This window comes from Aestuariibacter sp. A3R04, assembly GCF_018860805.1.
In the GTDB taxonomy this organism is placed as follows: Bacteria; Pseudomonadota; Gammaproteobacteria; order Enterobacterales; family Alteromonadaceae; genus Alteromonas.
On sequence record NZ_JAHKQR010000011.1, the window covers coordinates 219,945 to 246,042 of the forward strand.

Below are 26,098 nucleotides of genomic sequence, written 5' to 3' on the forward strand. Positions count from 1 at the left end.
GGAAGAGGTGCAAGTTAATGATGCAACAAGTTGCCACGAAGAGTTCAGATATTGCCGCGTTGCCGATAGCGATCGACACGGGTAAAACTGCAGATACAGCCGGTGAAAATTCGACGGCGTTTGCAGAAGCTTTCGCACAAGCTAATCCCGAGAATAAAAGTAGCGCGAATAAGGCGAAAAATGCGGATGATGTTACTGACGTGCACTGGCGTAAGTCTGAAACGTCGGATAAAGCCAAAGAAAACTGGGTTAAGGCGGATGTGGATGCAGATGAGTTACCCGAAAAAAATGTCGTAAATGGAGATGCACGTGATGTCAGTCATGGGGACAAAGAAGATTTGCTAGCTGAGCCTGAGCAGCAACTGGTGGAATCAGAACGCCCCCATACACGCAATCAAACAGAAGAAACTGACTGGCTTGCTTATGTAGACTCCATACGCAACCAGGAAACAACATCCGGCGTTAAAATATCTGTGGACAACGGCGAAGAGCTTGTAACAGAGCTTGATGATGGGGATATCGCCCCGGCATTGCCTGAAGCCGCCTCTGATATTGCCGACGAGTTTGCTCATCTCATTGAATTGCTTAAAGGCACCCCTGAAACAAACGGGGAAGTGTCAAACCAGAGTGCAACCCAAGGCGACGAGATACAGGCCCTGGCTGACAAGATTATTGACGCGATTGCTACACTAATGGACGCGGAAAGCGAGTCAGAAGAGGGAGGGCAGCAAGCGCAAGTTGACAACACCGAGGTGACACAAATGGCGGCGGCATTGTTGGCGATGCTGGGTCATCATTCTGAGACAAAAAGCAAACGTGAAATAAGTGGGTCTGAGGCACAAACGGCAGCAGGTACTGAAACGGATGTTTCTAGTGATGCCGGTCTGCTGGTGGCTATGCTCCAAGCTGAACTTTCCGGCGATACTCAGGGGCAAGCGGGCAGCGATAACCAGCCTAAAAGCGAAACCGGGTCGGGGGCCGAGAACCTTGCCAAGGTGCTGGCCGGCATGGGTGACAGCTCCGGGGATAGCGACATTAACATAGATCAAGTAACGACTGCTTTGATCTCTGATGGAAAAGATGCAACCCGGGAGATTGTCTCAGGCGCGATTGTTGAACGCGTTGCTGCTGCCTTACCAGCAGGCGTGAGTGACAGCCAAAAAACGGAAATGAAGCAGAGTATTGCAGAAGCGGTTAGTCAGTATCAAAAAGGACTATCCGAGCCCGGCACAGAAACCGCGACCTTAGAGAGTGTGATCACTCAGGAAATCGTCAATGCGGAAGTGATGGGGCGGGAACAGGCAGAGCAACTGGTTAGTGCTGAGTTGAGACAAATTGGTATGCTCGCGGCAGTGGCGATCAATGTTACGCAAAGTACCACGTCGTCTGCGTCAACGTTACAAAGTGCGGGTCAAACTTCGATAAGTGCAGTGAACGAGGTACAACAAATTACCGCAGAGCAACACGATAAACATATTCAAGACAACAATAAGCCAGTGAATATTCATCAGCCGGAAGGTCAGCAACAGCTGGCAGAAAAAATTCGTTGGATGGTGAATGCCAGAAACGCAATGGCTGAGATTCGTCTCGATCCTCCTGAGCTTGGGAGTATGCAGGTTAGGGTGAACGTGGCAGGCGATTCGGCATCAGTAAGTTTTGTGGTGCAATCTCCACAGGCAAAAGAGGCTTTGGCACAGGCCGAGCCAAGGCTGCGTGATATGCTGGCTGAGCAGGGAATTGCGTTAGGCGAATCGGTTGTCAGTCAACAGCAGCAACAAGGGACTGGCGACGGGCAGTCCGGCAACGGCCCGGGAGGACAGGGTGAGTTTGCCGGTGAACCTGATGACGATACGCAAATTAGCGAACAGCCGTTAACCAGACAGGCGCAAGGTGGCATCGACGACTATGCTTAATGGTGCATGCGCATATTTGATGTGTGTTGCACATTATCTTTAATGTCTCATAATACTCGCGAAAATGGTTGAAAAGGCGTAATCCATGGCAGACGAAGAGTTACAAATTGAAGAAGAAGGTGGCAAGAAAAGCAAGTTGATGCTGATTGTCATCATTGTTGTCGTACTTCTCGGTGGGGGCGCAGCTGCTTATTTCTTTCTGTTTGCTGGCGAGGATGAACCCGCCGCGGCGCAACTCGCTGAAGGTGAAGGCGGCGCGCTAGTGGCTGACGAAACTGAAAATACCTCAGGCAGTGCCGAAGTGGGCAGCGCGCTGTACGTGGCTATTCCTCAGCCAATCACTTTTCACATTCCAGGCAGCGGTCGGGAAAGAACGGTGCAAATTAAAATTCAATTATTAGTGCGCGGAAGCGAAAATGAGGAAGCGGCGAAGGTCAATATCCCGCTAATTCAGGGAACCCTTTTAAAAGTGTTTAGTTCCAGTAACGCAGACGATTTAGTTACCGAAGCCGGAAAAATAGAACTGCGGGAAAAAGCGCTGGAGGAAGTGCAGGCTGCGATGAAAAAGTACACGGGCTCAGATGTGGTAGAGCAAGTGTTATTTACCGGCTTTGTGATGCAATAACAGGATAACACGGTGAGCGATTTACTATCACAAGATGAAATTGACGCGCTACTACACGGTGTTGATGACGTCGAAGAAGAAGAGGTCTCCGAAACCCCATCCGATGCGTCGGCCCTGGAGTATGACTTCTCCTCGCAGGACCGCATTGTTCGTGGGCGAATGCCGACACTGGAAATTGTCAATGAACGGTTTGCCCGGCATTTGCGGGTGAGTCTGTTCAATATGATGCGGCGTTCAGCCGAGGTGTCCATTAACGGCATACAGATGATCAAATTTGGTGAGTATATTCATACCTTGTTTGTGCCTACCAGCTTGAACATGGTGAGGTTCCGTCCTCTAAAAGGCACGGGGCTCATTACCATGGAAGCCCGGTTAGTGTTTATTTTGGTGGACAACTTCTTCGGAGGGGATGGACGCTATCACGCGAAAATAGAAGGAAGGGAGTTTACGCCAACTGAGCGACGGATTATCCAGATGTTGCTCAAAATCATTTTTGAAGACTACAAAGAGGCCTGGGCGCCGGTGATGGATGTGTCGTTTGAGTATCTTGACTCAGAAGTAAATCCAGCAATGGCAAACATCGTTAGTCCCACGGAAGTGGTGGTCATCAGCTCTTTCCATATTGAGTTGGACGGAGGGGGCGGCGATTTTCACGTATCTTTGCCTTATTCGATGTTGGAACCCATCAGAGAGCTGTTGGATGCAGGCGTACAAAGCGATAAAGAAGATACTGATCTTAGGTGGAGCAAAGCCTTGCGGGATGAAATTCTCGATGTTCACGTGGCCCTAACCACACATATGCTTGAGGTTGATGTACCGCTGCGAGAGGTAATGGAATTTAAGGCCGGCGATATTATTCCGGTTGAAATGCCAGAACACATTACCGTACTGATAGAAGATCTGCCTACATTCAGAGCGAAACTGGGGCGTTCCCGGGACAATCTGGCACTGAAAATTTCAGACAAAATCCCCAGACCGACGTCAGTTAAGTCGGAACTACAACTGTTAACACGTGGCGGGCGCGTTATTGATAATGACGCAGAGCTACAAGTACTTGAAGAAGACCTGTGACACAGGTTGCAAATAAAGAGGCAATGTCATGAGTGAAAATGACGGAATGGACGATTGGGCAGCAGCCATGGCCGAACAGGCAGATGCCGAGGCGGGGGATGGAGAAGGTAATGACGACGTTCAGGTGGCCGAACTGGATGAACTTACCGACGACGCGCCCATCACCCAAGAAGAAAAGAAGAAACTGGATACCATTTTAGATATTCCGGTTACCATTTCTATGGAAGTGGGACGAAGCCAGATAAGTATCCGCAACCTGCTACAATTGAACCAAGGGTCCGTGGTTGAGCTTGACAGGGTGGCAGGCGAACCACTGGATGTTTTGGTAAATGGCACGTTGATTGCTCATGGAGAAGTAGTAGTCGTCAACGATAAATTTGGTATTCGGTTAACGGATGTTATTAGTCAAATCGAGAGAATTAAGAAGCTCAGGTAAAACGCTTTCTAAAACAGGGGGTTGCGTTATGCTGCCCCTATTATTTAGCCACGCAGCTGTAGCAGACAGCGGCAGTTCAATTACAAATCCCACGTCAGTACTGTCAATTTTCCTATCATTACTTTTGGTTGTGGGGATTATTTTCTCCCTCGCATGGCTTATGCGTCGGTTTAATGTCACTCATGCCAGTAGCGGTCAAATGAAGGTGGTGGCGAGTATGGTAGCCGGTACCCGAGAACGCATTATGGTAATTCAGGTTGGCGATGAACAGCACATAGTTGGGGTAACTGCTCATACTATTAATCATCTGGCAAAGCTGGAGACGCCGTTGTCCCCGCCAGAGCCATTGTCCTCTCAGGGGGCTGACTTCAAAGAAAAACTCATAAAGGCCATGGCGGGCACCCTCAACCCATCAGTAAAAGAAGGCAGACAAGATGAAAAATAGTTGGTTTACGGCCGGGTTTTTCACGCTGTTGCTTTGTGTATTATTGGCTACACCAGCTTGGGCACAACAGGGTATTTCCGCCGTTACTGTTACCACTAACCCCGATGGCTCGCAGGATTACTCCATGACGTTGCAAGCACTGTTCATTATGACAGCGCTCAGTCTGATCCCGGCGTTTATCATGATGATGACCTCCTTTACCAGAATTATTGTGGTGCTGTCGATTTTGCGGCAGGCGATTGGTTTGCAGCAATCGCCATCAAATCAAATTCTCATCGGCGTCAGTTTGTTTCTTTCTATGTTTATTATGACACCGGTTTTTGAAGAGGTGAACGAGCGGGCGCTTCAGCCATACCTTGAGGAGACAATGACAGCAAGAGAGGCGTTAGATGAGGCCGCGCAGCCTATGAGGGCATTTATGTTGTCGCAAACCCGGGTAAAAGATCTGGAGACCTTTGTGCGGATTGCTGGTGATGAGGATAAATATCAGGAGCCGGCAGATGTTCCGATGACGATTCTTATCCCGTCTTTTGTGACCAGTGAACTGAAAACAGCATTTCAAATTGGATTTATGCTGTTCATACCGTTTCTCATTATCGATCTGGTTGTCGCTTCAATATTAATGGCCATGGGTATGATGATGCTGTCACCAATGATAGTGTCGTTGCCGTTTAAGCTGATGCTGTTTGTGTTGGTGGACGGCTGGAACCTAATTTTCGGCACGCTGGCTACCAGCTTCGGGATGGGGGTCTAGGGCATATGTCACCTGAAGTTTTTGTTGAAATTCTTCGCGAGTCAATGTTTATGGTTATATTGCTGGTATCTGCTGTGATTGTACCAAGTATGATCGTTGGTTTAATTGTCGCTGTGTTTCAAGCCGCCACGTCCATTAATGAGCAAACCATGAGCTTTCTGCCGCGTTTAATAGTCACCTTGTTGGCACTGAGTTGGGGAGGAAACTGGCTGGTGGAAAAGGTCATGGACTTCACATTTCATATGGTAGACCAAATCCCTCAGGTGGTCGGTTAGTTTTTCATGAATGTCGAGCTTGCCACCGTCAATCAGTTTCTCGCTGACATGCTACTGCCATTTATGCGCATTAGTGGCATGTTTGCAGCTATGATTGGTTTGAGTGCTAAATCCATTCCCACGACGGTAAGAGCACTGCTCGCTATCTTTTTAACTCTGGTAATTATGCCAGTGGTGAAACCAGTACCCGTTGATAACCTGGTTGATGTGGCAGCTTTCGTCGTGGTAATACAACAACTCATTATTGGTATTGCCATTGGGTTTATTTCGATGATGGTGCTCAATACCTTTGTTCTTGCCGGACAGATAATTGCAATGCAAACAGGGCTTGGTTTTGCCTCAATTGTCGATCCGGTAAACGGGATTAACGTACCGGCCGTGGGCCAGTTTTATCTCATACTGGCTACCTTGTTGTTCTGGACGATGGATGGTCATTTGGCCATGATACAAATGATTACCATGAGTTTTGATGCCTTTCCCATTGGCGAAGTATGGTGGACAAAAGAGCAATTTCAAAGCATTGCTGAGTGGGGAGCATGGATGTTTATTTCCGCTGTGACCATTTCTTTGGCTCCCATTGTCTCTTTGCTCATCGTTAACCTGGCTTTTGGTGTGATGACAAAAGCTGCCCCCCAGTTAAACATTTTTAGTATTGGTTTTTCCATCGCTCAAATTATGGGCCTTATCATTATATGGATAACCCTCGATAACTTTACGTCTCACTTTGCCAGTCAATGGCAGCGAGCTCAGCAGTTTATGTGTGAGCTCCTACAGATATGTCCTGTGTAAGGTAAGTAGATATGGCAGACGAACAGGAAAAAACAGAAGACCCCACGGGGAAGAAACTTGATGACTCCCGAAAGAAAGGGCGGCTGGCGCGATCCCGAGAGTTGTCCACCACGTTGGTTCTGGTTGTCAGCGGTGTGATGTTTTTGGTGATGGGCGGAACCATCGCCAAAGCGGTATTTGGCATGATGCAAAGTATGTTTCAGCTCTCGCGCTCGCAAACGTACGATACTACTTATATGTTTCAAGCATGGGGATTTGCCTTGACGTCGGTGGCCGGACCGGTACTCACTTACATGATAGTCGCCATGATCGCCGGCATTTACGGCTCTATTGCCTTGGGTGGTTACAATTTTACCTGGTATTCTGCGAAACCTAACTTTGCCAAAATGAACCCATTAGCAGGGGTTAAACGAATGTTTGGTGTCAATGGCCTGGTAGAGCTACTCAAGGCTTTCGCCAAATTTCTGGTTATTGGTTCTATGGCGTTTGGTGCATTGCTGTATTTTCAGGACGAAGCCTTGCACCTGGATATGGAGTTGTACCCCCTAAACCTGTTTCACGCGCTGGATATGTTGGAGTGGGCGTTTCTGATAATGACATTAGGGATGATTCCCATTGCAGCGTTTGACGTACCCTATCAGCTTTACAAACACAATAAAGAAATGAAAATGTCCAAACAGGAAGTAAAGGACGAACGCAAAAATGCAGATGGGAATCCGCAGGTTAAGAGTCGTATTCGCAAGTTGCAGTATCAGGCTGCCGCGCGTCGAATGATGCAGGAAGTGCCAAAAGCCGATGTTGTAGTAACTAACCCTACGCATTATTCTGTCGCACTTAAATACGACGACAACGGCGGCAGGGCGCCTGTTTTGGTCGCGAAAGGCGTAGATGAGCTGGCAATGCATATTCGTAAAATTGCCGACGCCCATGAGGTGCCAATTGTGCCCTCACCCATGCTGGCGCGGGCAATTTACTACTCGACAGAAGTTGAGCACGAAATACCCCACAAGCTATTTATGGCTGTGGCTCAGGTTTTGGCGTATGTCTTTCAGTTACGGGCGTTCAAAGCCGGTAAAGGCAAGCGACCTAAACCCCTTAAAAAAGATTTGCCCGTCCCTCCTGAATTACGTCGCTAAGCAGGCTAAATCGTACAAACTGGCATGGTAGTTGTAGAACTCTCTTCATACTCGAATTGAGCGTCAATTTTCTGTTAGCGAGATTTTCATACCATGCAGTTACCCGGTTACCTTCAGCGGTTTGATAAAGACCAGTTGCAAACCTTCACCAACGGATTGGGCGCACCTGTGGTACTTCTGGCAATCATGGGGATGGTTATTTTACCCATGCCGCCGTTTTTGCTTGATGTGCTGTTCAGTTTTAATATTGCGTTGAGTCTGGTTATTATTCTGGTTGCTGTATTCACACAGAAACCCGTAGATTTTGGCATTTTTCCCTTAGTCTTACTTATTGCAACTGTGCTGCGTCTTGCGCTGAATGTGGCCTCCACACGGGTGGTCTTACTGTATGGCCACGAGGGGGGGGATGCTGCAGGTAAAGTCATTGAAGCGTTTGGCGCGGTCGTTATTGGCGGTAACTACGCCGTCGGTGTCGTGGTATTTGCCATCCTCCTGATTATTAACTTTAAGGTAGTAACCGCTGGAGCAGGCCGTATATCAGAGGTAAGCGCTCGCTTTACTCTTGATGCTATGCCTGGAAAACAAATGGCCATTGATGCCGATCTCAATGCGGGTTATATCGATCAAGATGAAGCCCGCAGTCGCCGTGAAGAGATCACCGCAGAAGCCGATTTTTATGGTTCCATGGATGGTGCGTCGAAGTTTGTAAAAGGCGATGCTGTTGCGGGCTTGTTTATTATGCTCATCAACATTGTTGGTGGCCTGTTTATCGGTATGATTCAGCACGACTTATCGTTTGGTAATGCCCTTGAGGTTTATACTATTCTTACCATTGGTGACGGTTTGGTCGCGCAAATTCCATCCTTACTGCTTTCTGTGGCTACCGCCATTATTGTGACGCGGGAAAACGAAACCCAGGAGATGGGCAAGGAAATTCGCGCCCAGTTGGGCAATCCTCAGGCGCTGTATATTGCAGCCGCGGTATTATTTGTCATGGGCATTGTGCCCGGCATGCCACACATAGCTTTTCTGGGCTTTGCTGCAATAGCGGCAGGTTATGCCTACTGGCAGAATAACAGGGGGAAACGCGAAGCCGAGAAACCAGGTGTTCCGGTGAAATCAGAAGCCAGTGAGCAGATCACCCCTGAAATAAAAGAGTTGGGATGGGATGACGTACAGCAGGTGGATACCATTGGTCTTGAGGTTGGCTATCGGCTTATTCCATTGGTTGACAAAAGCCAGGGCGGTGAGTTACTTACCCGAATTAAAGGTGTCCGCAAGAAATTGTCACAGGAACTGGGTTTCTTGGTTCCTCCTGTTCATATTCGGGACAATTTAGACCTTGACCCCAACGCATATACGATCGCCATGCTAGGCGTGACCATTGGTGACGCTCAGGTGAGCCACGATGAAGAACTGGCAATTAACCCCGGGCAGGTGTTTGGACAACTCGACGGCCGTCCTACAAAAGATCCCGCATTTGGCCTGGATGCAGTATGGATCCGGCCAAATCAGCGCGAGCATGCCCAAACTCTTGGTTACACGGTGGTCGATGCTGCTACTGTGGTGGCCACTCATCTTAGCCAGCTTCTTAGCAACAACGCATATCAGTTACTGGGCCACGAGGAAACTCAACAATTACTTGATATGCTGGCCAAGCACAGTCCTAAACTTGTGGAAGGTCTGGTACCCGATATCCTGCCCTTGAGCACGGTAGTAAAAGTACTGCAAACCTTGTTATTTGAAGGGGTTCCTATTCGCGATATGCGCACGATTGTACAAACGCTTTCTGAGTATGGACCCCGTAGTCAGGACCCTGATGTACTTGTGTCGGCGGTTAGGATTGCGCTTAAACGCCTCATCATTCAGGAGATTAGCCAAGGCAATAAGGAAGTTCCCGTCATAACTCTGGCACCAGAGTTGGAACAAATGTTGCACCAGTCTCTACAAGCAGGTGGAGAAGAAGGTGCTGGCATAGAGCCAGGACTGGCCGACAGACTTCAGCAGTCTCTGCAGCAGGCCGCGCAGCAGCAAGAGTTGGAAGGCGAGCCCGCAGTCCTGTTGACATCAGGTATGTTACGACCGGTGTTGTCCCGATTCCTCAAGTATTCAGTCGCGGGATTACACGTGTTGTCATATCAGGAAATACCGGATGATAAACAAATTAAAATAGTCAGCTCAGTGGGTCAATAATCTGACACCGGGTGTGGAGAGGGTGAAATGAAAATCAGACGTTTTTTTGGTAAAGACATGCGCGAGGCACTGAGCCAGGTTAAAGCGGAACTGGGAAGCGATGCGGTTATCATGTCAAACAGAAAAGTGGCAGACGGCATCGAGCTGGTTGCCGCCTACGACAAAGAGCCGGAAGCCAAACTGAAGTTAACCCCCCGCCATGATACGGCAAAACCGGCCCAGCCTAAGGCCACTCCCACGCTAAGCGAAATTATTGGCGACGACGGCTCAGACAGTCTTCGCGCTTTGCTGGAGAAACAAACCGCAGCATCGGCACAACCTCAACGCACTTCTGCGTCGGCTAGTCAGCCTGGCACCGCGACTACAAGTGATGCAATGTCCTTCGATAACGCGCCATTATTTTCCGGTGATGCAGAACAGATTGAATCTATATTCGATACCCCAGCCTCGCAAATGAACCCCGAGTTTATCGCGCCGCAAAACGCTTCTCAATCTGCGGCATCGGGCAATGAACTCGATGGGATTAAAGCTGAACTGGCCTCCCTGCGCAGCGTATTGCAGCATCAGGTGGCTGACCTAATGGACGCTAAAAAGCGCCAGCAAAAACCTGTTCACAGTTACCTCATGCGGTGTTTAACCGGCATGGGCCTGAGTACACCACTTGCGGAGCAACTCGTGCATTATACGCCAGGTCACTATACGGAAAGAGAGGCCTGGGTGTACCTTCTTAATCTTTTAGCTAATCGCGTGAATGTCAGTGGAAATGATATTCTAAATCAAACTGGAGTCGTGGCTTTAGTAGGGCCAACTGGTACCGGAAAAACTACCACGGTAGCTAAGCTTGCTGCACGGTATGCGCAAAAGTACGGCGCGGAACAAGTGGCGATGATTACCATTGATACCTACCGTATTGCAGCTTACGAGCAACTGGCAACCTACGGTAAAATCATTGGTTGTACCACTAGAAAAGCACAAAGTAGTGAAGAATTATCAGAGCAACTCTTTCAGTTACGCCATAAACGGCTAATATTAATTGATACCGCGGGCTTCAGTCAGCGGGATAGTCGGTTAATCAAGCAACTTGGGCAATTTAACAGCGGTCAGGTGCAACCTGTGCGTAAATACCTGGTTGCTCAAGCAAATACCCAATATCCTGCTTTGCAGCGTATAATAGCTGCATATAATTCAGTGAAGCTCGATGGATGTATATTCACAAAAGTGGATGAGTGTTACAGTTTGGGTGAAGTGTTGAGTATTGCGGTAGAGCAACAACTGCCTGTGAGTTATGTAACAGACGGGCAGCAGGTGCCTGAAGATATCAAAGTTGCCGATGCGAAATCTCTCGTTTCCGCGGCGGCAAAGCTTTATAAAAAGTATGGATTAGACCATACTAAGCATAATCATGAAGTTAATTCAGTTCAGGCAGTATGATCGAAGATCAAGCGAGTAGCTTACGAAAGATGAATCAGTCAAGCCTCATTAAGGTTATCGCCGTCACAGGCGGCAAAGGTGGTGTTGGGAAAACCAACATTACATTGAATACGGCTATCGCAATGGCGAAGCAGGGAAAACGGGTTATGGTGCTCGACGCCGACCTTGGCCTTGCCAACGTCGATGTGATGTTAGGGTTGAGGGTGGAAAGAAATCTTTCCCACGTTCTATCTGGCGAATGTACGTTAGATGACGTACTTGTTACCGGACCTCATGGTATTAAAATTGCTCCGGCAACATCGGGTACACAGTCGATGACTGAATTGTCTCCTACTGAGCACGCGGGTCTTATCCGTGCGTTTAGCGAACTGCGCTCCCAAATTGATGTATTAATTGTTGATACAGCCGCAGGTATTTCTGACATGGTGCTCAGCTTTTCCAGGGCATCACAGGACATCATGGTCGTCGTGTGTGATGAGCCCACGTCACTGACTGACGCTTATGCCCTTATCAAAATTCTCAATCGCGAGCACGGTGTGTTCAAGTTCAAGATCGTTGCCAACATGGTTAGAGACATCCGCGAAGGGCAAGAGTTGTTTAGCAAACTCTCAAAAGTCACAGGACGTTTTCTCGATGTGGCTCTGGAATTAGTGGCCACCGTCCCCTTCGACGAAAATATTCGTCGCGCTGTGCGTAAGCAAACTGCCATCGTTGATGCATTTCCAGGTTCGCCGGCCGCTGTTGCTATTAGTCAGTTAGCGACTAGGGCGCTCAACTGGCCAGTGCCCGCGCAGCCGGGCGGTCATTTGGAGTTTTTCATTGAGCAGTTGGTAACCAAGCAAGTGGTGGGTGAGCAACGTTGAACAGTAAAGCGGCGGCCTATCAGCAACAATCTGACAAAGCACAGTTGGTCGAGCGTCACGCGCCTCTCGTCAAGCGGATTGCTCACCACCTGATAGCCCGTCTCCCCGCCAGCGTCATTGTTGATGATCTCATTCAATCAGGAATGATAGGACTGCTGGAGGCTGCGAGAAACTTCGATGGCTCGAAAGGGGCAAGTTTTGAAACTTTCGCAGGCATCCGCATTCGCGGTGCTATGCTTGATGAAATAAGAAAGGGTGACTGGACCCCGCGGTCTGTCCACAAAAACAGCCGCGCCATTACCGAAGCGATCAATCAGGTAGAACGAGAAACGGGCAGAGACGCGCGCGATACTGAAATAGCTGCTAAGCTCAATGTCAGTATTCACGATTACCATCAGATGCTAAACGAAGTAAACGCCGGGAAGCTGGTGGGTATAGAGGATTTAGGCGTTTCTGAAGATGTCATCAGCATAGAGCAAAACAAGGGTAATGATTCCCCCTTAGAAGATCTCATGCAAGGGGCATTTCAGAAAGCGCTGGCTCATGCCATTACGACGTTACCGGAACGAGAGGCGATTGTCCTTTCCTTGTACTATGATGAAGAACTGAATTTAAGGGAAATTGGTGAGGTTCTTGACGTGAGTGAGTCAAGGGTGAGCCAAATTCACAGCCAGGCCATGCTAAAACTAAAAGCACGAATGCAGTCTTGGCAGGCTGAAGAATAAAACAAACAAACGAATATCTATAACAACTGAACAATCCTCACCGGAGGCTATTTTGGACAAGAGCATGAAAATTCTCGTTGTGGACGATTTTTCTACAATGAGACGAATCATAAAGAACCTGCTTAAAGATTTGGGTTTTTCTAATATTCAGGAAGCGGATGATGGCAGTACTGCACTTCCCATGCTCCAACAGGGCGACTTCGATTTTGTCGTAACAGATTGGAACATGCCTGGAATGCAGGGTATAGATTTACTTAGAGCGATTCGCGCCGATGATAAGCTCAAGCACTTGCCTGTGCTCATGGTGACTGCCGAAGCAAAAAAAGAACAAATTGTAGCGGCAGCGCAAGCGGGTGTAAACGGCTATGTCGTAAAACCGTTTACTGCAGCAACACTTAAGGAAAAACTCGACAAGATTTTTGAGCGCTTAGGTTAATCCAGCCGCGCCCCAGAGAAGAGGATTACTGGATGACACCAACAAAAAAAGTACCTATCTCGCTCGAAGAAGCAAAGCAGCTGGTTACTTATTTAGAGCAGGGAGACAATGAGGCAGCCAGTTCGTTACTGGAAGCCGTCTCCGCAAAAGAATCTATCGAATTGTTTGCCGAAGTAGGGAAGTTAACACGTCAGCTTCACGACGCGCTGAATAATTTCCAGTTAGATGAGCGCATTGCCGGTCTCGCCAACGACGATATTCCAGATGCACAAACACGACTTACCTATGTTATAGAAGAAACGGAAAAAGCGGCGAACACGACGATGGATGCTGTGGAATCCTGTATGCCTATCGCTGAGTCATTGTCGGAGAAAATTGGCAGTATAGAGCCCGAGTGGAAAAAACTCATGACTCGTCAGATCGAGCTCGGTGAATTTAAAGCTCTGTGTATGGACATTGATGCTTTGTTTGCGCAAACATCCACTGACGCGTCGAAGCTAACAAGCCTGTTAACCGAAGTATTGATGGCCCAAGGCTATCAGGATCTAACCGGACAGGTAATCCGCCGCGTTATTGAGCTGGTTAAAGAGGTCGAGGACAGTCTGGTGAATATGCTGACTGTATTTGGTGAAAAAGAGGGCCAGGTGATTCCTACCCAGCCCAAAAAAGCCGATGCTGAAAAAGCAGAAGGACCGATTATTAATGCTGAAGAGCGGGATGATGTAGTACAAGGCCAGGATGACGTGGATGATCTCCTGTCAAGTCTAGGTTTTTAGGGGAGCGCGAGCATGTCGTTTGAGGTTGATGAGGATATCTTACAAGATTTTTTGGTTGAAGCCGGAGAGATCTTGGAGCAGTTACAGGAGCAGTTGGTCGATCTGGAAAACAACCCGGAAGACGCCGACCTTCTCAATGCAATATTCAGAGGCTATCACACCGTTAAAGGCGGAGCGGGTTTTCTGTCTCTTACTGAATTGGTAGAAATTTGTCACGGCGCCGAGAATGTTTTCGACGTCATGCGTAATGGCCAGCGAACCCTGACTCCTGAATTGATGGACGTTATCTTACAAGCCACGGATGTGGTTGTAGAAATGTTTGAAAAAGTCAAAGCCAGAGAGCCACTCGAGGCCGCAGATGCTACTTTGGTGGATGTACTCCACAAACTGAGTAAGCCAGAATCTCCGGATGAAAATATTTTTGGTGCTGAAGTCACTGTCGGGGAGCAGGCTGTAGAAGCAGAAGCGGATGAATCTGCTCTGGTTAGCCAGGACGTACCGGTTTCTCCGGAGGTCGCGGCGGTAAATGAAACCGCTGCCGACGGTAGTATTGAAGATATTTCAGAAGATGAGTTTGAAGCGCTATTAGATCAACTTCACGGTTCTGGTGCACCAGGTCGTCCCGTGGAGCCTGAATCTGCGGTAGCGAAGACGGAAAGCTCGTCAATGCCGTCTGCTGCGGCATCTGCCGACAGTGGCGATGATATCACCGACGACGAATTTGAAGCACTCCTTGATGAGCTGCATGGGAAAGGTCAATTCACTGGAGAGGCAGCGTCGCCTGAGCCAGTGTCGACTCCTCAACCTGAAAATTCCAGTGCAGAAGCAACAGACGCCGACGGTGATGAAATCACTGACGATGAATTTGAAGCATTGCTGGACCAGCTTCACGGCAAAGGGCAGGGGCCCAGTGTCGGATCAAATGTGCCTGTGGATGAAAAAGCTACGAATGCCGTAAACGCGGCGAAAGCTGAGCAGGCTAAAACGGCTGCTCAAGCGCCTAAACAGCCTGAGGCTAAAGCACCTGCACCAACGTCAAACAACAAAGCAATACCAAAGCCTGCCGGGGCGGAAAAGGCAGCGAAACCGGTAGCGAAGAAAGACGACAAAAAAAATACCGCAGCACCACCGCCAGCGGAAACTACAGTTCGGGTTGATACTAAGCGTCTGGATCAAATTATGAACATGGTGGGTGAGCTTGTGTTGGTACGTAACCGCTTACTGAGCCTTGGTATTAATACCAACGACGAAGACATGTCAAAAGCCATTGCCAATCTGGATGTGGTGACTGGTGATCTTCAAGGCGCGGTTATGAAAACCCGCATGCAGCCCATCAAGAAGGTATTTGGCCGGTTCCCTAGGGTTGTCCGCGATCTTGCGCGAAGCTTGAAAAAAGAAATTACTCTTGAGCTCGAAGGGGAAGAGACTGATTTAGATAAAAATCTGGTGGAAGCGTTAGCAGACCCCCTAGTGCATTTGGTCAGAAACTCAGTTGATCACGGTATTGAAATGCCAGATGATCGTGCCAATGCTGGCAAACCTAGAATGGGTACGGTTAAGCTGGCCGCATCCCAGGAAGGGGATCATATCCTGTTGACCATTGAGGACGATGGCAAAGGTATGGACCCGGAAAAGCTCAAGGACATTGCCATTAGTCGCGGTGTACTTGATGCCGATGCCGCAGCACGTATGTCTGATGTGGAAGCATTTAACCTCATTTTTGCGCCGGGTTTTTCCACTAAAACGGAAATCAGTGATATTTCTGGTCGCGGTGTGGGCATGGATGTGGTTAAGACCAAGATTACCCAGCTCAACGGAACGGTTAATATTGACTCTCAGTTGGGTAAAGGTACACGTCTTGAAATTAAGGTCCCGCTCACCCTTGCTATATTGCCGACATTGATGATTGTGGTCGGTCAGCAAACCTTCGCATTACCGTTAGGCGCGGTAAACGAAATTATTAACATGGACATTAAGAAAACCAACACGGTTGATGGCCAACTCACTATGATTGTTCGTTCTAAAGCTATTCCGTTATTCTTCCTTGGCGAGTGGTTGATACGGGGACCTAAGAACATCGAACGAGAGAAAGGTCACGTTGTGGTGGTTCAAATTGGCACCCAGCAAGTAGGTTTCGTTGTCGATGCGTTAATCGGTCAGGAAGAAGTGGTTATTAAGCCTCTGGATGCGTTATTACAAGGCACGCCAGGCATGGCGGGTGCCACAATCACGTCTGATGGCGGTATCGCGCTCATACTGGATGTGCCTAGCTTGCTGAAGCGCTACGCACGCAAGTCGTAGGAACGCGTTTAAAGGAATTACAGTTACATGGCTTTTAAAGTCCTTGTGGTAGATGACTCCACATTTTACAGACGACGTGTAAGGGAAATTTTAGACGAAGACAGAGATTTGGAAGTTGTGGGGGAAGCCCGCAATGGTGAAGAGGCCTTGGCGTTATTGACCAAACTCTCGCCTGATGTGGTGACAATGGACGTGGAAATGCCTGTAATGGATGGGATTTCCGCAGTAAAAGCCATTATGGAAAAACGCCCCGTACCCATTCTGATGTTTTCGTCATTAACCCACGCCGGAGCCCAGGCAACTCTTGATGCACTGGAAGCTGGCGCATTAGATTTTTTGCCGAAAAAATTTGAAGAGATATCAAAAGATCGCAAGGAAGCCGTGGGCTTGTTGCGCACAAAAGTGAGGTTGCTTGCAAGAAGGGGCGTGGGCATACGGCGGGCACCGAATACAAGAAAAAATCGTAGTATGATGCCGCCGAGAATGCCGGCCAATGCGCCGAAAGCCACGTTCTTTAAGTCATCGAGTTTACTTACCGGACGTGAAGAAGCAGTATCACAGCCTACTGTAACCAAAGTTAAAGCGTCAGGTAAAAGGTATCGCTGTCTGGCCATTGGGGCGTCAACTGGTGGGCCTGTGGCATTGCAAAAAGTACTGGCCGGATTACCAGCAAATTTCCCCTATCCCATTATACTTGTCCAGCATATGCCGGGTACCTTTACGAATGCATTTGCTCAACGGCTCAATAACAATTGTCAGATTTCGGTGAAAGAAGCTGAACACGGCGAGGTACTGAAGCCCGGGATTGCCTTTTTGGCACCCGGTGGAAAGCAGATGCTGGTAACTTCAGGTGCCAGGCCTTCCATCGTCATTCAGGACGCTGATGTAGACGAAAAAACTACCTATAAACCCAGCGTAGATATTACATTTTCCAGTTTAAAACAGGTCTACGAAGGTGATGTATTAGGCGTTATTCTCACGGGAATGGGAGCTGACGGCCGGGAAGGGTGTCGTGAACTGTTTGAAAGCGGCGCTAAAATCTGGGCGCAAGATCAGGAATCTTGTGTGGTTTATGGTATGCCTCAGGCTGTATCGAAAGCCAACATCGCTGAGAAGAGTATTGGCATTGACCATATGGCAGAGTGCATTTTAACGGAAATGCGCGTCTAACCAGTTTTTCAGCGGGAGTAGGGAAGTGAAGATTTGGACGATTGCCAACCAAAAAGGGGGCGTAGGTAAGACAACCACCACGGTTACCCTAGGTGGTATTCTCGCTCAGCAAGGCAAACGCGTTTTATTAATCGACACTGACCCTCACGCGTCGTTGAGTTATTATTTCGGCACCGACGCTGAAGAGTTAAGTGCTTCTGTTTACGACATTTTCATGTCTCAAAGTGAGATATCGGCAGACGCGGTTCTCGACTGTCTTTGTTCAACAAAACTTGACAGTTTGTTTATTCTTCCTGCGTCTATGGCTTTGGCTACACTGGATAGACAAATGGGTATGCAGAGCGGTATGGGGCTTATTCTTAAAAAGGCCTTGTTTACAGTAAACGATGAGTTTGATTATGTACTTATTGATTGCCCGCCGGTACTTGGTGTTTTGATGGTTAACGCTTTGGCAGCATGTCAGAAGGTAGTTGTGCCTGTGCAAACAGAGTTTCTGGCGTTAAAAGGGCTGGACAGAATGATACACACGCTGGAAATAATGGGGCGTTCCTTGCAAAAGGAGTTCGACACATTGATTGTACCTACCATGTTTGACCGCCGCACAAATGCCGCAATTCAATCTCACAATAAACTGGTTGAAGATTATGGCAGTAGAGTGTGGAAAGGGGTGATCCCTGTAGACACGCGTTTTCGCGATGCCAGTCAGGCGCAATCTCCGGCGTCGGTAATTTATCCCAGAGCGCGTGGGGTTTATGCCTATAATAAGTTATTAGCAGAATTGGATGGGTGACGATCATGACTAAGAGTACGCCGTTCGCCCGTGAAGATGTGATGCAAGCTTACCTTGACAGTTTGCTTCACGGCCCTGAAGATCCGGCGGAAGTAACCGCGAAAACAGCGAAACTTCTTGAACAGGCAGCGCTCGACTTAGCCGGCGACTCGTCTGAAGAAGAAAAAGCCGCGGAAGCCATCGCTCCTATAACACCCGTCGTTTCGTCAGCGGAAACCGCGGTGGTTGCTGACGAGTCTGGAGTTACGCCGCCGCGAGTGGCATATGTGAAAGACCTGCTGGAAAATCGTTTTCAGGCGCTTTTTTTTGAGGTTGCAGGTCTTACTCTCGCCGTACCACTTATTACTCTTGGCGGCATTCATCGTCTGGAAAAAGTGGGCGGACTAGTTGGCAAACCTGATTGGTTCAAAGGTGTGATGTTACACCGGGAACAAAAAATCAATGTGGTCGATACTGCGATGTGGGTAATGCCAGAAAAATACAACCAAAATCTCGCAGAAACGCTACACTATCAGTATCTTATTATGCTGGGTGACAGCGCCTGGGGGTTAGCCAGTGACAAACTGGTCAATACCGTAACCTTGTCAAAGGACGAAGTGAAATGGCGTGAGACCGGGGGGAAACGCCCCTGGCTGGCCGGTATGGTGAAAGAGAGGATGTGCGCGCTAATCGACGTATATCAGTTAATTGCAATGCTCAACGATGGTTTGGGCAGTAATGATCAAACGGGCTAGCTTGGGGAGCCGGGTAATATGAATGATAAAACAACTATGAGTAATACACCAGACAACGACGAGGTGTTGCAGTGGGTAACTTATCGCTTGGGTGAAGAAACTTACGGCATCAATGTCATGCAGGTTCAAGAGGTGTTGCGCTACACAGAAATTGCGCCAGTACCCGGTGCGCCTGATTACGTGCTTGGTATCATCAATTTGCGTGGTAACGTTGTTACCGTTATTGATACGCGAGCCAGGTTTGGCCTTATGCCAACCGAAACGACGGATAATACGCGCATTGTTATTATTGAATCTGATGAACAGGTCGTGGGCATTTTAGTAGACAGCGTAGCGGAAGTGGTTTATCTGAAGTCATCGGAAATTGACAGCGCACCAAACGTTGGTACAGAGGAAAGTGCTAAGTTTATTCAGGGCGTAAGCAACCGCGATGGTGAATTGCTTATTCTCGTTGACTTGAACAAGTTATTAAGCGATGACGAATGGGATGAAATTAGCAGTTTTTAAACACTGTGTGCTAAGCGTTCAATGTCGAACGCTTTTGGGTTTTTAGGAGAACGTGCCGTTATATGGATGCCTCAGCACTGTCATTGCTTGCTATCGCCACCGGACTACTGGCTGTAGTGGCGGTATTATGGTTATATTTTTACAGCAGGCAGGAACAGGTTGCCATTCGGCGTGAGGTGACAGAATTACACGCATTGCTAGGTGATTTTAGAAATGAAATCAATACGTTGGAGAATCAACTGACAGAAATGCAAACTCGTTCTATGGTGCAAGCGAAACACATGCACAACCTGAGCGAGCAATACACGCAAGTGGAAAATCAGTTGCGAGAGGTCAAAACGCAGGATCCTTCCATGCGGTTGTATTCCCGTGCTGCAGAGTTGGTTAAATCAGGGGCTGATGTAGAAGAAATTATGCAAGCCTGTGATTTGCCACTGGCTGAAGCTGAGTTACTCATTAGCATGCACAGAACACGATGACTATCTAAAAGACGTTTAGACGTCCAGCCGTAAAGATGTTGACATCCGGCGAAGATCAGCCACAATAACACCACTATCGGATTATTGTTGGAGCTGTCATGCCTATTTGTATTCCTGAACAACTGCCTGCCCAGGACGTCCTTTCCGGTGAAAATATCTTCACTATGGACAGCAACCGCGCTGCCACTCAAGATATCCGTCCCATGGAAGTGGGTATTCTGAACCTCATGCCCAACAAAATTCAGACTGAAGTACAGTTGCTGCGTTTGTTGTCTAATACGCCTTTGCAGATCAATGTGAACCTCATAAGAGTAGACAAGCTTGCACCAAAAAACACGCCGCAGTCGCATATGGATGCTTTCTATCACGATTATTCCGAAATCGCAGACAAGAAATATGATGGGCTTATTGTCACCGGTGCGCCACTAGCGCATTTGCCTTATCAAGAAGTGAAGTATTGGGATAAGATGACCGAGATCCTGGAGTGGGCCCAGCGCAACGTACAGTCTACTCTTTATTTATGCTGGGCAGCCCACGCTGCCATGTATCACTTCCATGGTATTCAGCGCGAATTGCGTGAGTCAAAGTTGTCCGGGGTTTACGCACACAAAGTACTTGACCCCTATAACGAGCTACTGCGAGGGTTCGACCCTGAGTTTTACGCGCCACATTCACGATATGGCTTCATCGATAGTCAAATTTACAATAGTATTAGTGGTTTGAAAGTGATTACAGAATCACCAGAGGCGGGGGCCTATACCATTGTATCTGAGGATAAGCGAATGGTGTTTGTAACCGGGCATCCGGAATACGATCCGCTAACCTTGCACGACGAGTATTTTCGGGATATTGAAGCGGGACAGGAGTCACCAGTACCAGTCAATTATTTTACCGACGATGACCCCACTAAACCGCCGTTGGTTCGGTGGCGCTCTCATGGTAGTCTGCTGTTTAATAATTGGCTGAATTATTATGTCTATCAAACCACACCCTATGATTTGAGCCAGTTGGCTGAAAAAGCCCAGCCGAAGAGGTAACACGTGGCAAATAACACTCAAAAAAATATTCTGCGAGCGGCAGAAAAACGCATATTGGTTCTCGACGGTGCCATGGGCACTATGATCCAGGAACACAAACTGGAAGAACAAGCGTATCGGGGCGATGCGTTTGCCAATTGGCATTGCGATGTAAAGGGCAACAACGACCTGCTAGCTCTCACACAGCCAGAGATTATTTACAATATTCATTGTGCTTACCTTGAAGCAGGGGCGGATATTATTGAAACCAACACCTTCAATGCAACAACTATCGCCATGGCTGATTACGATATGGAGGCGCAATCGAAAGACATTAATCTGGCCGCAGCAAAGTTGGCTCGCAAAGCTTGTGACGCGTATACGGCAAAAACGCCGGACAAACCGCGCTATGTAGCTGGGGTACTTGGGCCTACTAATCGTACTGCATCCATTTCACCGGATGTGAATGACCCTGGCAAGCGGAATGTCACCTTCGACGAATTAGTTGTCGCTTACGTTGAATCCACTGAAGCCTTGTTAGACGGTGGCGCAGACCTGATTCTCATTGAAACAATATTTGATACATTAAATGCCAAAGCGGCGATTTTTGCGGTAGAGACGGTATTTGATAAACGTCACGCGCGAGTACCCGTTATGATTTCAGGTACAATTACTGATGCTTCAGGAAGAACACTGTCAGGCCAGACAGCGGAAGCATTTTACTATTCTATGCGCCACGTCACGCCTGTTTCCATAGGGTTAAATTGTGCGCTCGGGCCAGATTTACTTCGTCAGTATGTCGAAGAAATTAGCAATGTGGCGGAATGTTTAGTCTCTGCTCATCCAAACGCTGGTTTACCAAATGAATTCGGTGAGTACGATATGGAAGCAGAAGAAATGGCAGCCCACATTAAAGAGTGGGCAGAATCGGGCCTGGTAAACATTGTGGGTGGATGTTGTGGCAGCACACCCGAGCATATTCGAGCGATGGTAGACGCTGTAGCCGGCATTTCGCCCAGGAAGATACCGCATTTTGAGCCCAGAATGCGCTTGTCTGGTTTAGAACCGTTTGTGCACTAAGGTATTATTGTGACAGCAGAATTTTCAACATTTATCAATATCGGTGAGCGCACGAACGTCACAGGTTCAGCAATGTTCAAGCGTCTCATTCTCAATGCCGAATACGAAAAAGCCCTGGATGTTGCCCGTCAGCAAGTAGAGAACGGCGCGCAGGTTATCGATATCAACATGGATGAAGCTATGTTGGACTCGGTGGAAGCCATGCGTACGTTTTTGAACCTGATTGCATCAGAGCCTGATATCAGTCGGGTTCCCATTATGATTGACTCATCAAAATGGGAAGTGATTGAAGCAGGTCTAAAATGTGTTCAGGGCAAGGCTATCGTTAATTCCATCAGTTTGAAAGAAGGCAAGGAACAATTTGTACGGCAGGCAACACTCATTAAGCGATACGGTGCGGCAACGGTTGTTATGGCTTTCGATGAAACCGGCCAGGCCGACACAAAGGAAAGAAAGGTAGAGATTTGTCAGCGCAGTTATAAAGTACTCACTGAAGAAGTCGGCTTCTTGCCAGAAGACATCATTTTCGACCCAAATATCTTTGCTGTTGCAACGGGGATCGATGAACACAACAATTACGCCGTTGACTTCATTGAAGCCACTAAAATAATCCGTGAAACCTGTCCGTATGCCCATATCAGCGGGGGCCTGTCGAATATTTCCTTTTCTTTTCGCGGCAACAACCCAGTGCGTGAAGCCATGCACTCAGTTTTTTTGTACCACGCTATTCGCGCCGGTATGGACATGGGAATTGTCAATGCTGGGCAATTAGAGGTTTACGACGAAATTCCAGAGGAACTTCGGGTAGCTGTTGAAGATGTTATTTTAAACCGCAAAGAGGATGCTACGGAACGTTTGCTTGAGCTCGCGCCCAAGTACCAGGGCGATGGTAAGGCCGCCGCGGTAGAAGATCTTTCATGGCGAGAGCAGCCGGTTACTAAGCGTCTCGAACACGCCTTGGTCAAGGGAATTACCGATTTTATTATTGAAGATACCGAAGAAGCACGCTTGGAAGCTGAGCGCCCTCTTCACGTTATTGAAGGGCCGTTGATGGACGGCATGAATGTGGTTGGTGACTTGTTTGGCGAGGGAAAAATGTTCCTGCCTCAGGTAGTAAAATCTGCTCGGGTTATGAAAAAAGCCGTGGCACATCTACAACCTTATATTGAAGCGGAAAAGTCCGGGGAATCGTCCAGTAACGGCAAAATTCTCATGGCCACTGTGAAAGGGGATGTGCACGATATTGGCAAGAACATAGTGGGTGTCGTGCTGCAATGCAATAACTTTGAAGTCATTGATTTAGGTGTCATGGTACCTTGCGCCACCATATTACAGGTGGCAAAAGAAGAGAATGTCGACATGATTGGTTTGTCCGGGCTGATCACTCCTTCGTTGGATGAAATGGTGCATGTGGCGAAAGAAATGGAGCGCCTGGGCTTTGAACTGCCACTGCTTATTGGCGGTGCCACCACGTCTAAGGCACACACGGCTGTGAAGATTGAGCAAAATTATCACGCGCCTGTGGCCTATGTGCCCAATGCCAGTCGAGCAGTTGGTGTCTGTCAGAAACTCATAAGCCCCGAATCCCGCAAGGTTTTTGCTGCCGCGTTGTCGGAAGATTACGAAAAGGTGAGAGCGCAGCACGCGCGCAAGCAGCCCCGCAGTCGTCCAGTCACCCTTGAAGCTGCTCGCGCCAATGCCTATCAACCCGATTTTTCTGTCGCCCCCGTTAAACCTGCGAAGCCAGGCGTTACACCGGTTAGTGCTGATCTGGCCACATTGCGCAGGTACATCGACTGGACGCCATTTTTCCTCACCTGGTCTTTAGCGGGTAAGTATCCGCGTATCCTGAAAGACGAGGTAGTCGGAGAGCAGGCTAAAGCGTTGTTCGAAGACGCTAACACCATGCTGGATGAGATCATTGCCGATAGAAGTCTGGAAGCGAAAGGGGTTTTAGGTCTTTTTCCTGCGAACAGGGTTGGAGATGACATTGAAATATATACTGATGATAGTCGCACGGCGATACTGGGCGTTTCACATCACTTGCGTCAGCAAACTTTGAAAGACAAGTTTGCCAACTACTGTTTAGCCGATTTTATCGCCGAAAAAAGCAGCGGGATCGCGGATTACATAGGTGCATTCGCGGTTACAGGGGGCATTGGTGAAGATGCGCTTGCGGCAACCTACCAGCGAAAAGGCGACGATTACAACGCGATTATGGTAAAGGCTGTGGCTGACCGTTTAGCAGAAGCTTTTGCCGAGTATTTACACGAAAGGGTGAGGAAGGAATTTTGGGGCTTTGCCCCTGATGAAAACCTCGACAATGAGGCACTTATTCGTGAGAAATACCAGGGTATTCGACCTGCACCAGGCTATGCTGCTTGTCCTGAGCATACTGAAAAGCAGCTTATCTGGGATCTGCTTGACGCAGAAGCGCACACTACTATGAAGCTAACAGAGAGTTTTGCCATGTGGCCTGGGGCTGCGGTCTCCGGTTGGTATTTTTCTCATCCGGAATCCCGTTATTTTGCAGTGGCGAAAATTCAGCGGGATCAACTGGAAGATTACGCACAACGCAAAGGGTGGAGTATCCAAGAAGCAGAAAAGTGGCTGGCGCCAAATTTGAGCGACTAAATTATGGCCCCTGAACTGCCGTTTTCCCAAGCGTGTGATAATAATAAAGCCCCGATTTTGTCGGTGCTTGCTCGGGCTTTTGTCCATTGCCGCTCGATACTGGAAGTGGGCAGTGGTACCGGTCAGCATGCAGTGTACTTTGCTGAAAATTTACCACACCTCACCTGGCAAACCAGCGATCAACCTCATTATCACGACGGGATCCATCAATGGATAACGGCGTTTCCATCAGCAAACATATTATCGCCATTGGTATTGATCGTGGGAGAGTCTATGCTTCCATTTGACAAGTACGATGGTGTTTTTACGGCTAATACTGCCCATATCATGCAAAAAGATGAGGTTGTTGCAATGATGTCATCCCTGTCAACATCATTGCCTCAGGGCGCAGTGTTCTGTCAGTACGGCCCTTTTACAAGAGACGGTGTGTTCAGCAGTGACAGTAACGCGCAGTTTCACCAGCGTCTTCTTGAACAGGGTTACGGGGGCTACCGTGATATTCGGGAACTGATGGACTGGGCTCCAGCTCTCACGTTAACTGCAATACACACGATGCCGGCAAACAATCTGTTGCTGGAATGGGTAAAAGCCTGAGAGACATAACCTCAAGTTGATTCAACCCCACCGGTAGCCTTGGCAAGGCAAACAAATGCCTGAATAAATGGAGAGTGCGCATCGGCTTTTCGGTAGCCAAGGTGAAGGGATTTGCGAATGCCCGCTTCACCAAGGCGTACTGTAGCGAGATTTAAATGCGTGGGCTGGTCGTCAATTAGCCATTTCGGCAATGCACCAACGCCTCTGCCGGCACTTATCATCTGCAAGAGAATTTCCGTTGTTTCTAGCGTCCGGTGTTGTTTAACCGCGCAACCTGCGGGGGTTAAAAATTGTGCGAAAATATCCAGCCTTGAAGCTTCGACGGGATACGTAAATAGGGTCTCTCCCGTTAACATGTCAGGGGCTATCCATTTTTTTTCTGCCAGAGGATGATTATTGCTCACCACAAGTACCTGTTCGTAATCGAATACCACATCGTATTGAATGGTAGGCAAATGCAATGGATCCGGTGTCAAAAGTAAATCAATATCATAGCCGTGTAATGCCTGTAGGCCGCCGAAGGTAAACTTTTGTCTGACATCAACATCGACGTCAGGAAAATTGATCAAGTAGGGTCCTACTACCTGAAGAAGCCATTGGTAGCAGGGGTGGCACTCCATACCTATTCTCAACATGCCTTGTTTACCCTGAGCGATTTTTTGCAGGTGATCTTCAGCATGTTCAAACTGAGGAAGTACTCTGTGAGCAAGGTTGAGTAAGGCATGTCCTCCGGCAGTCAGTCTGAGTCTACGCCCGGTTTTTTCCCACAATGGTGTGCCGGCTTGTGTTTCCAGTTTTTTCATACTGTGACTGAGTGCTGACTGCGTGAGGTGCATTTTTTCTGCTGCTTCTGTAACGGTGCCATAGCGGTCAATAGCTGAAATAATTTTAAGATGTTGTCTGTCAATCATTCTGTTTTGTCAGT

26 protein-coding genes are annotated in these 26,098 nt (G+C 48.3%); 25 read left to right on the forward strand and 1 reads right to left on the reverse strand.

What is annotated here, in order from left to right; all coding sequences use genetic code 11:
- The first annotated feature begins 17 nt into the window (after positions 1-17).
- The 25 genes from KO518_RS10335 to KO518_RS10455 all read left to right on the forward strand — a co-directional run bounded on the left by KO518_RS10335 (position 18) and on the right by KO518_RS10455 (position 25,173).
- Entirely contained in the window at positions 18-1,913 is a 1,896-nt protein-coding gene (locus tag KO518_RS10335) for a flagellar hook-length control protein FliK (protein ID WP_216025775.1), read from the forward strand.
- 85 nt (positions 1,914-1,998) lie between these two features.
- On the forward strand, positions 1,999-2,538 hold the full coding sequence (fliL, locus tag KO518_RS10340; protein ID WP_216025776.1) for a flagellar basal body-associated protein FliL: 540 nt from the start codon (positions 1,999-2,001) through the stop codon (positions 2,536-2,538).
- Between the two features lie 12 nt (positions 2,539-2,550).
- Complete coding sequence (gene fliM / locus KO518_RS10345) at positions 2,551-3,609, forward strand: flagellar motor switch protein FliM (protein ID WP_216025777.1); 1,059 nt, start codon at positions 2,551-2,553, stop codon at positions 3,607-3,609.
- A gap of 28 nt (positions 3,610-3,637) precedes the next feature.
- Positions 3,638-4,045 (forward strand): flagellar motor switch protein FliN, encoded by a 408-nt coding sequence (fliN, locus tag KO518_RS10350; protein ID WP_216025778.1) that lies wholly within the window; start codon positions 3,638-3,640, stop codon positions 4,043-4,045.
- Between the two features lie 28 nt (positions 4,046-4,073).
- A complete protein-coding gene (fliO, locus tag KO518_RS10355) occupies positions 4,074-4,490 on the forward strand; it encodes a flagellar biosynthetic protein FliO (protein ID WP_216025779.1) in 417 nt (138 codons plus the stop codon).
- Positions 4,480-5,244, forward strand: a complete 765-nt coding sequence (gene fliP, locus KO518_RS10360) for a flagellar type III secretion system pore protein FliP (protein WP_216025780.1) — start codon at positions 4,480-4,482, stop codon at positions 5,242-5,244. Before fliO ends, fliP begins: the two co-directional genes overlap by 11 nt.
- Before the next feature lie 5 nt (positions 5,245-5,249).
- Complete coding sequence (gene fliQ / locus KO518_RS10365; RefSeq protein WP_216025781.1) at positions 5,250-5,519, forward strand: flagellar biosynthesis protein FliQ; 270 nt, start codon at positions 5,250-5,252, stop codon at positions 5,517-5,519.
- A gap of 6 nt (positions 5,520-5,525) precedes the next feature.
- Positions 5,526-6,308: a flagellar biosynthetic protein FliR gene (fliR, locus tag KO518_RS10370; protein WP_216025782.1), complete on the forward strand. Its 783-nt coding sequence runs from the start codon at positions 5,526-5,528 to the stop codon at positions 6,306-6,308.
- 11 nt (positions 6,309-6,319) lie between these two features.
- Positions 6,320-7,444 (forward strand): flagellar biosynthesis protein FlhB, encoded by a 1,125-nt coding sequence (gene flhB / locus KO518_RS10375; RefSeq protein WP_216025783.1) that lies wholly within the window; start codon positions 6,320-6,322, stop codon positions 7,442-7,444.
- A gap of 93 nt (positions 7,445-7,537) precedes the next feature.
- A complete protein-coding gene (flhA, locus tag KO518_RS10380; protein WP_216025784.1) occupies positions 7,538-9,637 on the forward strand; it encodes a flagellar biosynthesis protein FlhA in 2,100 nt (699 codons plus the stop codon).
- A gap of 27 nt (positions 9,638-9,664) precedes the next feature.
- Complete coding sequence (gene flhF / locus KO518_RS10385; RefSeq protein ID WP_216025785.1) at positions 9,665-11,068, forward strand: flagellar biosynthesis protein FlhF; 1,404 nt, start codon at positions 9,665-9,667, stop codon at positions 11,066-11,068.
- Complete coding sequence (locus tag KO518_RS10390) at positions 11,065-11,931, forward strand: MinD/ParA family protein (RefSeq protein ID WP_216025786.1); 867 nt, start codon at positions 11,065-11,067, stop codon at positions 11,929-11,931. Before flhF ends, KO518_RS10390 begins: the two co-directional genes overlap by 4 nt.
- A complete protein-coding gene (locus KO518_RS10395) occupies positions 11,928-12,656 on the forward strand; it encodes an RNA polymerase sigma factor FliA (protein WP_216025787.1) in 729 nt (242 codons plus the stop codon). The genes KO518_RS10390 and KO518_RS10395 overlap by 4 nt, the downstream gene beginning before the upstream one ends.
- Before the next feature lie 52 nt (positions 12,657-12,708).
- Positions 12,709-13,092 (forward strand): chemotaxis response regulator CheY, encoded by a 384-nt coding sequence (gene cheY, locus KO518_RS10400; protein ID WP_012517682.1) that lies wholly within the window; start codon positions 12,709-12,711, stop codon positions 13,090-13,092.
- 32 nt (positions 13,093-13,124) lie between these two features.
- On the forward strand, positions 13,125-13,868 hold the full coding sequence (locus KO518_RS10405) for a protein phosphatase CheZ (protein ID WP_216025788.1): 744 nt from the start codon (positions 13,125-13,127) through the stop codon (positions 13,866-13,868).
- Between the two features lie 12 nt (positions 13,869-13,880).
- Positions 13,881-16,169, forward strand: a complete 2,289-nt coding sequence (locus tag KO518_RS10410) for a chemotaxis protein CheA (protein WP_216025789.1) — start codon at positions 13,881-13,883, stop codon at positions 16,167-16,169.
- A gap of 27 nt (positions 16,170-16,196) precedes the next feature.
- A complete protein-coding gene (locus tag KO518_RS10415) occupies positions 16,197-17,339 on the forward strand; it encodes a chemotaxis response regulator protein-glutamate methylesterase (RefSeq protein ID WP_216025790.1) in 1,143 nt (380 codons plus the stop codon).
- A gap of 25 nt (positions 17,340-17,364) precedes the next feature.
- Positions 17,365-18,129 (forward strand): ParA family protein, encoded by a 765-nt coding sequence (locus tag KO518_RS10420; protein WP_216025791.1) that lies wholly within the window; start codon positions 17,365-17,367, stop codon positions 18,127-18,129.
- A 5-nt stretch (positions 18,130-18,134) separates the two neighbouring features.
- Complete coding sequence (locus tag KO518_RS10425; protein WP_216025792.1) at positions 18,135-18,863, forward strand: chemotaxis protein CheW; 729 nt, start codon at positions 18,135-18,137, stop codon at positions 18,861-18,863.
- Between the two features lie 18 nt (positions 18,864-18,881).
- On the forward strand, positions 18,882-19,370 hold the full coding sequence (locus tag KO518_RS10430; RefSeq protein ID WP_216025793.1) for a chemotaxis protein CheW: 489 nt from the start codon (positions 18,882-18,884) through the stop codon (positions 19,368-19,370).
- 62 nt (positions 19,371-19,432) lie between these two features.
- Entirely contained in the window at positions 19,433-19,849 is a 417-nt protein-coding gene (locus KO518_RS10435) for a DUF2802 domain-containing protein (protein ID WP_216025794.1), read from the forward strand.
- A gap of 98 nt (positions 19,850-19,947) precedes the next feature.
- On the forward strand, positions 19,948-20,886 hold the full coding sequence (gene metA / locus KO518_RS10440; RefSeq protein WP_216025795.1) for a homoserine O-succinyltransferase: 939 nt from the start codon (positions 19,948-19,950) through the stop codon (positions 20,884-20,886).
- Between the two features lie 3 nt (positions 20,887-20,889).
- Positions 20,890-21,945 carry a homocysteine S-methyltransferase family protein gene (locus KO518_RS10445; protein ID WP_216025796.1) on the forward strand — a complete coding sequence of 352 codons (1,056 nt, stop codon included), beginning with the start codon at positions 20,890-20,892 and terminating at the stop codon, positions 21,943-21,945.
- Positions 21,946-21,954: 9 nt separating this feature from the next.
- Positions 21,955-24,579: a methionine synthase gene (gene metH / locus KO518_RS10450; protein ID WP_216025797.1), complete on the forward strand. Its 2,625-nt coding sequence runs from the start codon at positions 21,955-21,957 to the stop codon at positions 24,577-24,579.
- A gap of 3 nt (positions 24,580-24,582) precedes the next feature.
- Positions 24,583-25,173 carry a DUF938 domain-containing protein gene (locus tag KO518_RS10455; RefSeq protein ID WP_216025798.1) on the forward strand — a complete coding sequence of 197 codons (591 nt, stop codon included), beginning with the start codon at positions 24,583-24,585 and terminating at the stop codon, positions 25,171-25,173.
- 11 nt (positions 25,174-25,184) lie between these two features.
- Here KO518_RS10455 and KO518_RS10460 read toward each other — a convergent pair whose 3' ends face one another.
- Entirely contained in the window at positions 25,185-26,084 is a 900-nt protein-coding gene (locus KO518_RS10460) for a LysR family transcriptional regulator (protein WP_216025799.1), read from the reverse strand.
- Positions 26,085-26,098: the final 14 nt, after the last annotated feature.

Coding starts and splice junctions, on each gene's coding strand:
- KO518_RS10335 (WP_216025775.1), top strand. CDS start 18: ATGATGCAACAAGTTGCCACGAAGAGTTCAGATATTGCCGCGTTGCCG.
- fliL (WP_216025776.1), top strand. CDS start 1,999: ATGGCAGACGAAGAGTTACAAATTGAAGAAGAAGGTGGCAAGAAAAGC.
- fliN (WP_216025778.1), top strand. CDS start 3,638: ATGAGTGAAAATGACGGAATGGACGATTGGGCAGCAGCCATGGCCGAA.
- fliO (WP_216025779.1), top strand. CDS start 4,074: ATGCTGCCCCTATTATTTAGCCACGCAGCTGTAGCAGACAGCGGCAGT.
- fliP (WP_216025780.1), top strand. CDS start 4,480: ATGAAAAATAGTTGGTTTACGGCCGGGTTTTTCACGCTGTTGCTTTGT.
- fliQ (WP_216025781.1), top strand. CDS start 5,250: ATGTCACCTGAAGTTTTTGTTGAAATTCTTCGCGAGTCAATGTTTATG.
- fliR (WP_216025782.1), top strand. CDS start 5,526: ATGAATGTCGAGCTTGCCACCGTCAATCAGTTTCTCGCTGACATGCTA.
- flhB (WP_216025783.1), top strand. CDS start 6,320: ATGGCAGACGAACAGGAAAAAACAGAAGACCCCACGGGGAAGAAACTT.
- flhA (WP_216025784.1), top strand. CDS start 7,538: ATGCAGTTACCCGGTTACCTTCAGCGGTTTGATAAAGACCAGTTGCAA.
- flhF (WP_216025785.1), top strand. CDS start 9,665: ATGAAAATCAGACGTTTTTTTGGTAAAGACATGCGCGAGGCACTGAGC.
- KO518_RS10390 (WP_216025786.1), top strand. CDS start 11,065: ATGATCGAAGATCAAGCGAGTAGCTTACGAAAGATGAATCAGTCAAGC.
- KO518_RS10405 (WP_216025788.1), top strand. CDS start 13,125: ATGACACCAACAAAAAAAGTACCTATCTCGCTCGAAGAAGCAAAGCAG.
- KO518_RS10410 (WP_216025789.1), top strand. CDS start 13,881: ATGTCGTTTGAGGTTGATGAGGATATCTTACAAGATTTTTTGGTTGAA.
- KO518_RS10415 (WP_216025790.1), top strand. CDS start 16,197: ATGGCTTTTAAAGTCCTTGTGGTAGATGACTCCACATTTTACAGACGA.
- KO518_RS10425 (WP_216025792.1), top strand. CDS start 18,135: ATGACTAAGAGTACGCCGTTCGCCCGTGAAGATGTGATGCAAGCTTAC.
- KO518_RS10430 (WP_216025793.1), top strand. CDS start 18,882: ATGAATGATAAAACAACTATGAGTAATACACCAGACAACGACGAGGTG.
- KO518_RS10435 (WP_216025794.1), top strand. CDS start 19,433: ATGGATGCCTCAGCACTGTCATTGCTTGCTATCGCCACCGGACTACTG.
- metA (WP_216025795.1), top strand. CDS start 19,948: ATGCCTATTTGTATTCCTGAACAACTGCCTGCCCAGGACGTCCTTTCC.
- KO518_RS10455 (WP_216025798.1), top strand. CDS start 24,583: ATGGCCCCTGAACTGCCGTTTTCCCAAGCGTGTGATAATAATAAAGCC.
- KO518_RS10460 (WP_216025799.1), bottom strand. CDS start 26,084: ATGATTGACAGACAACATCTTAAAATTATTTCAGCTATTGACCGCTAT.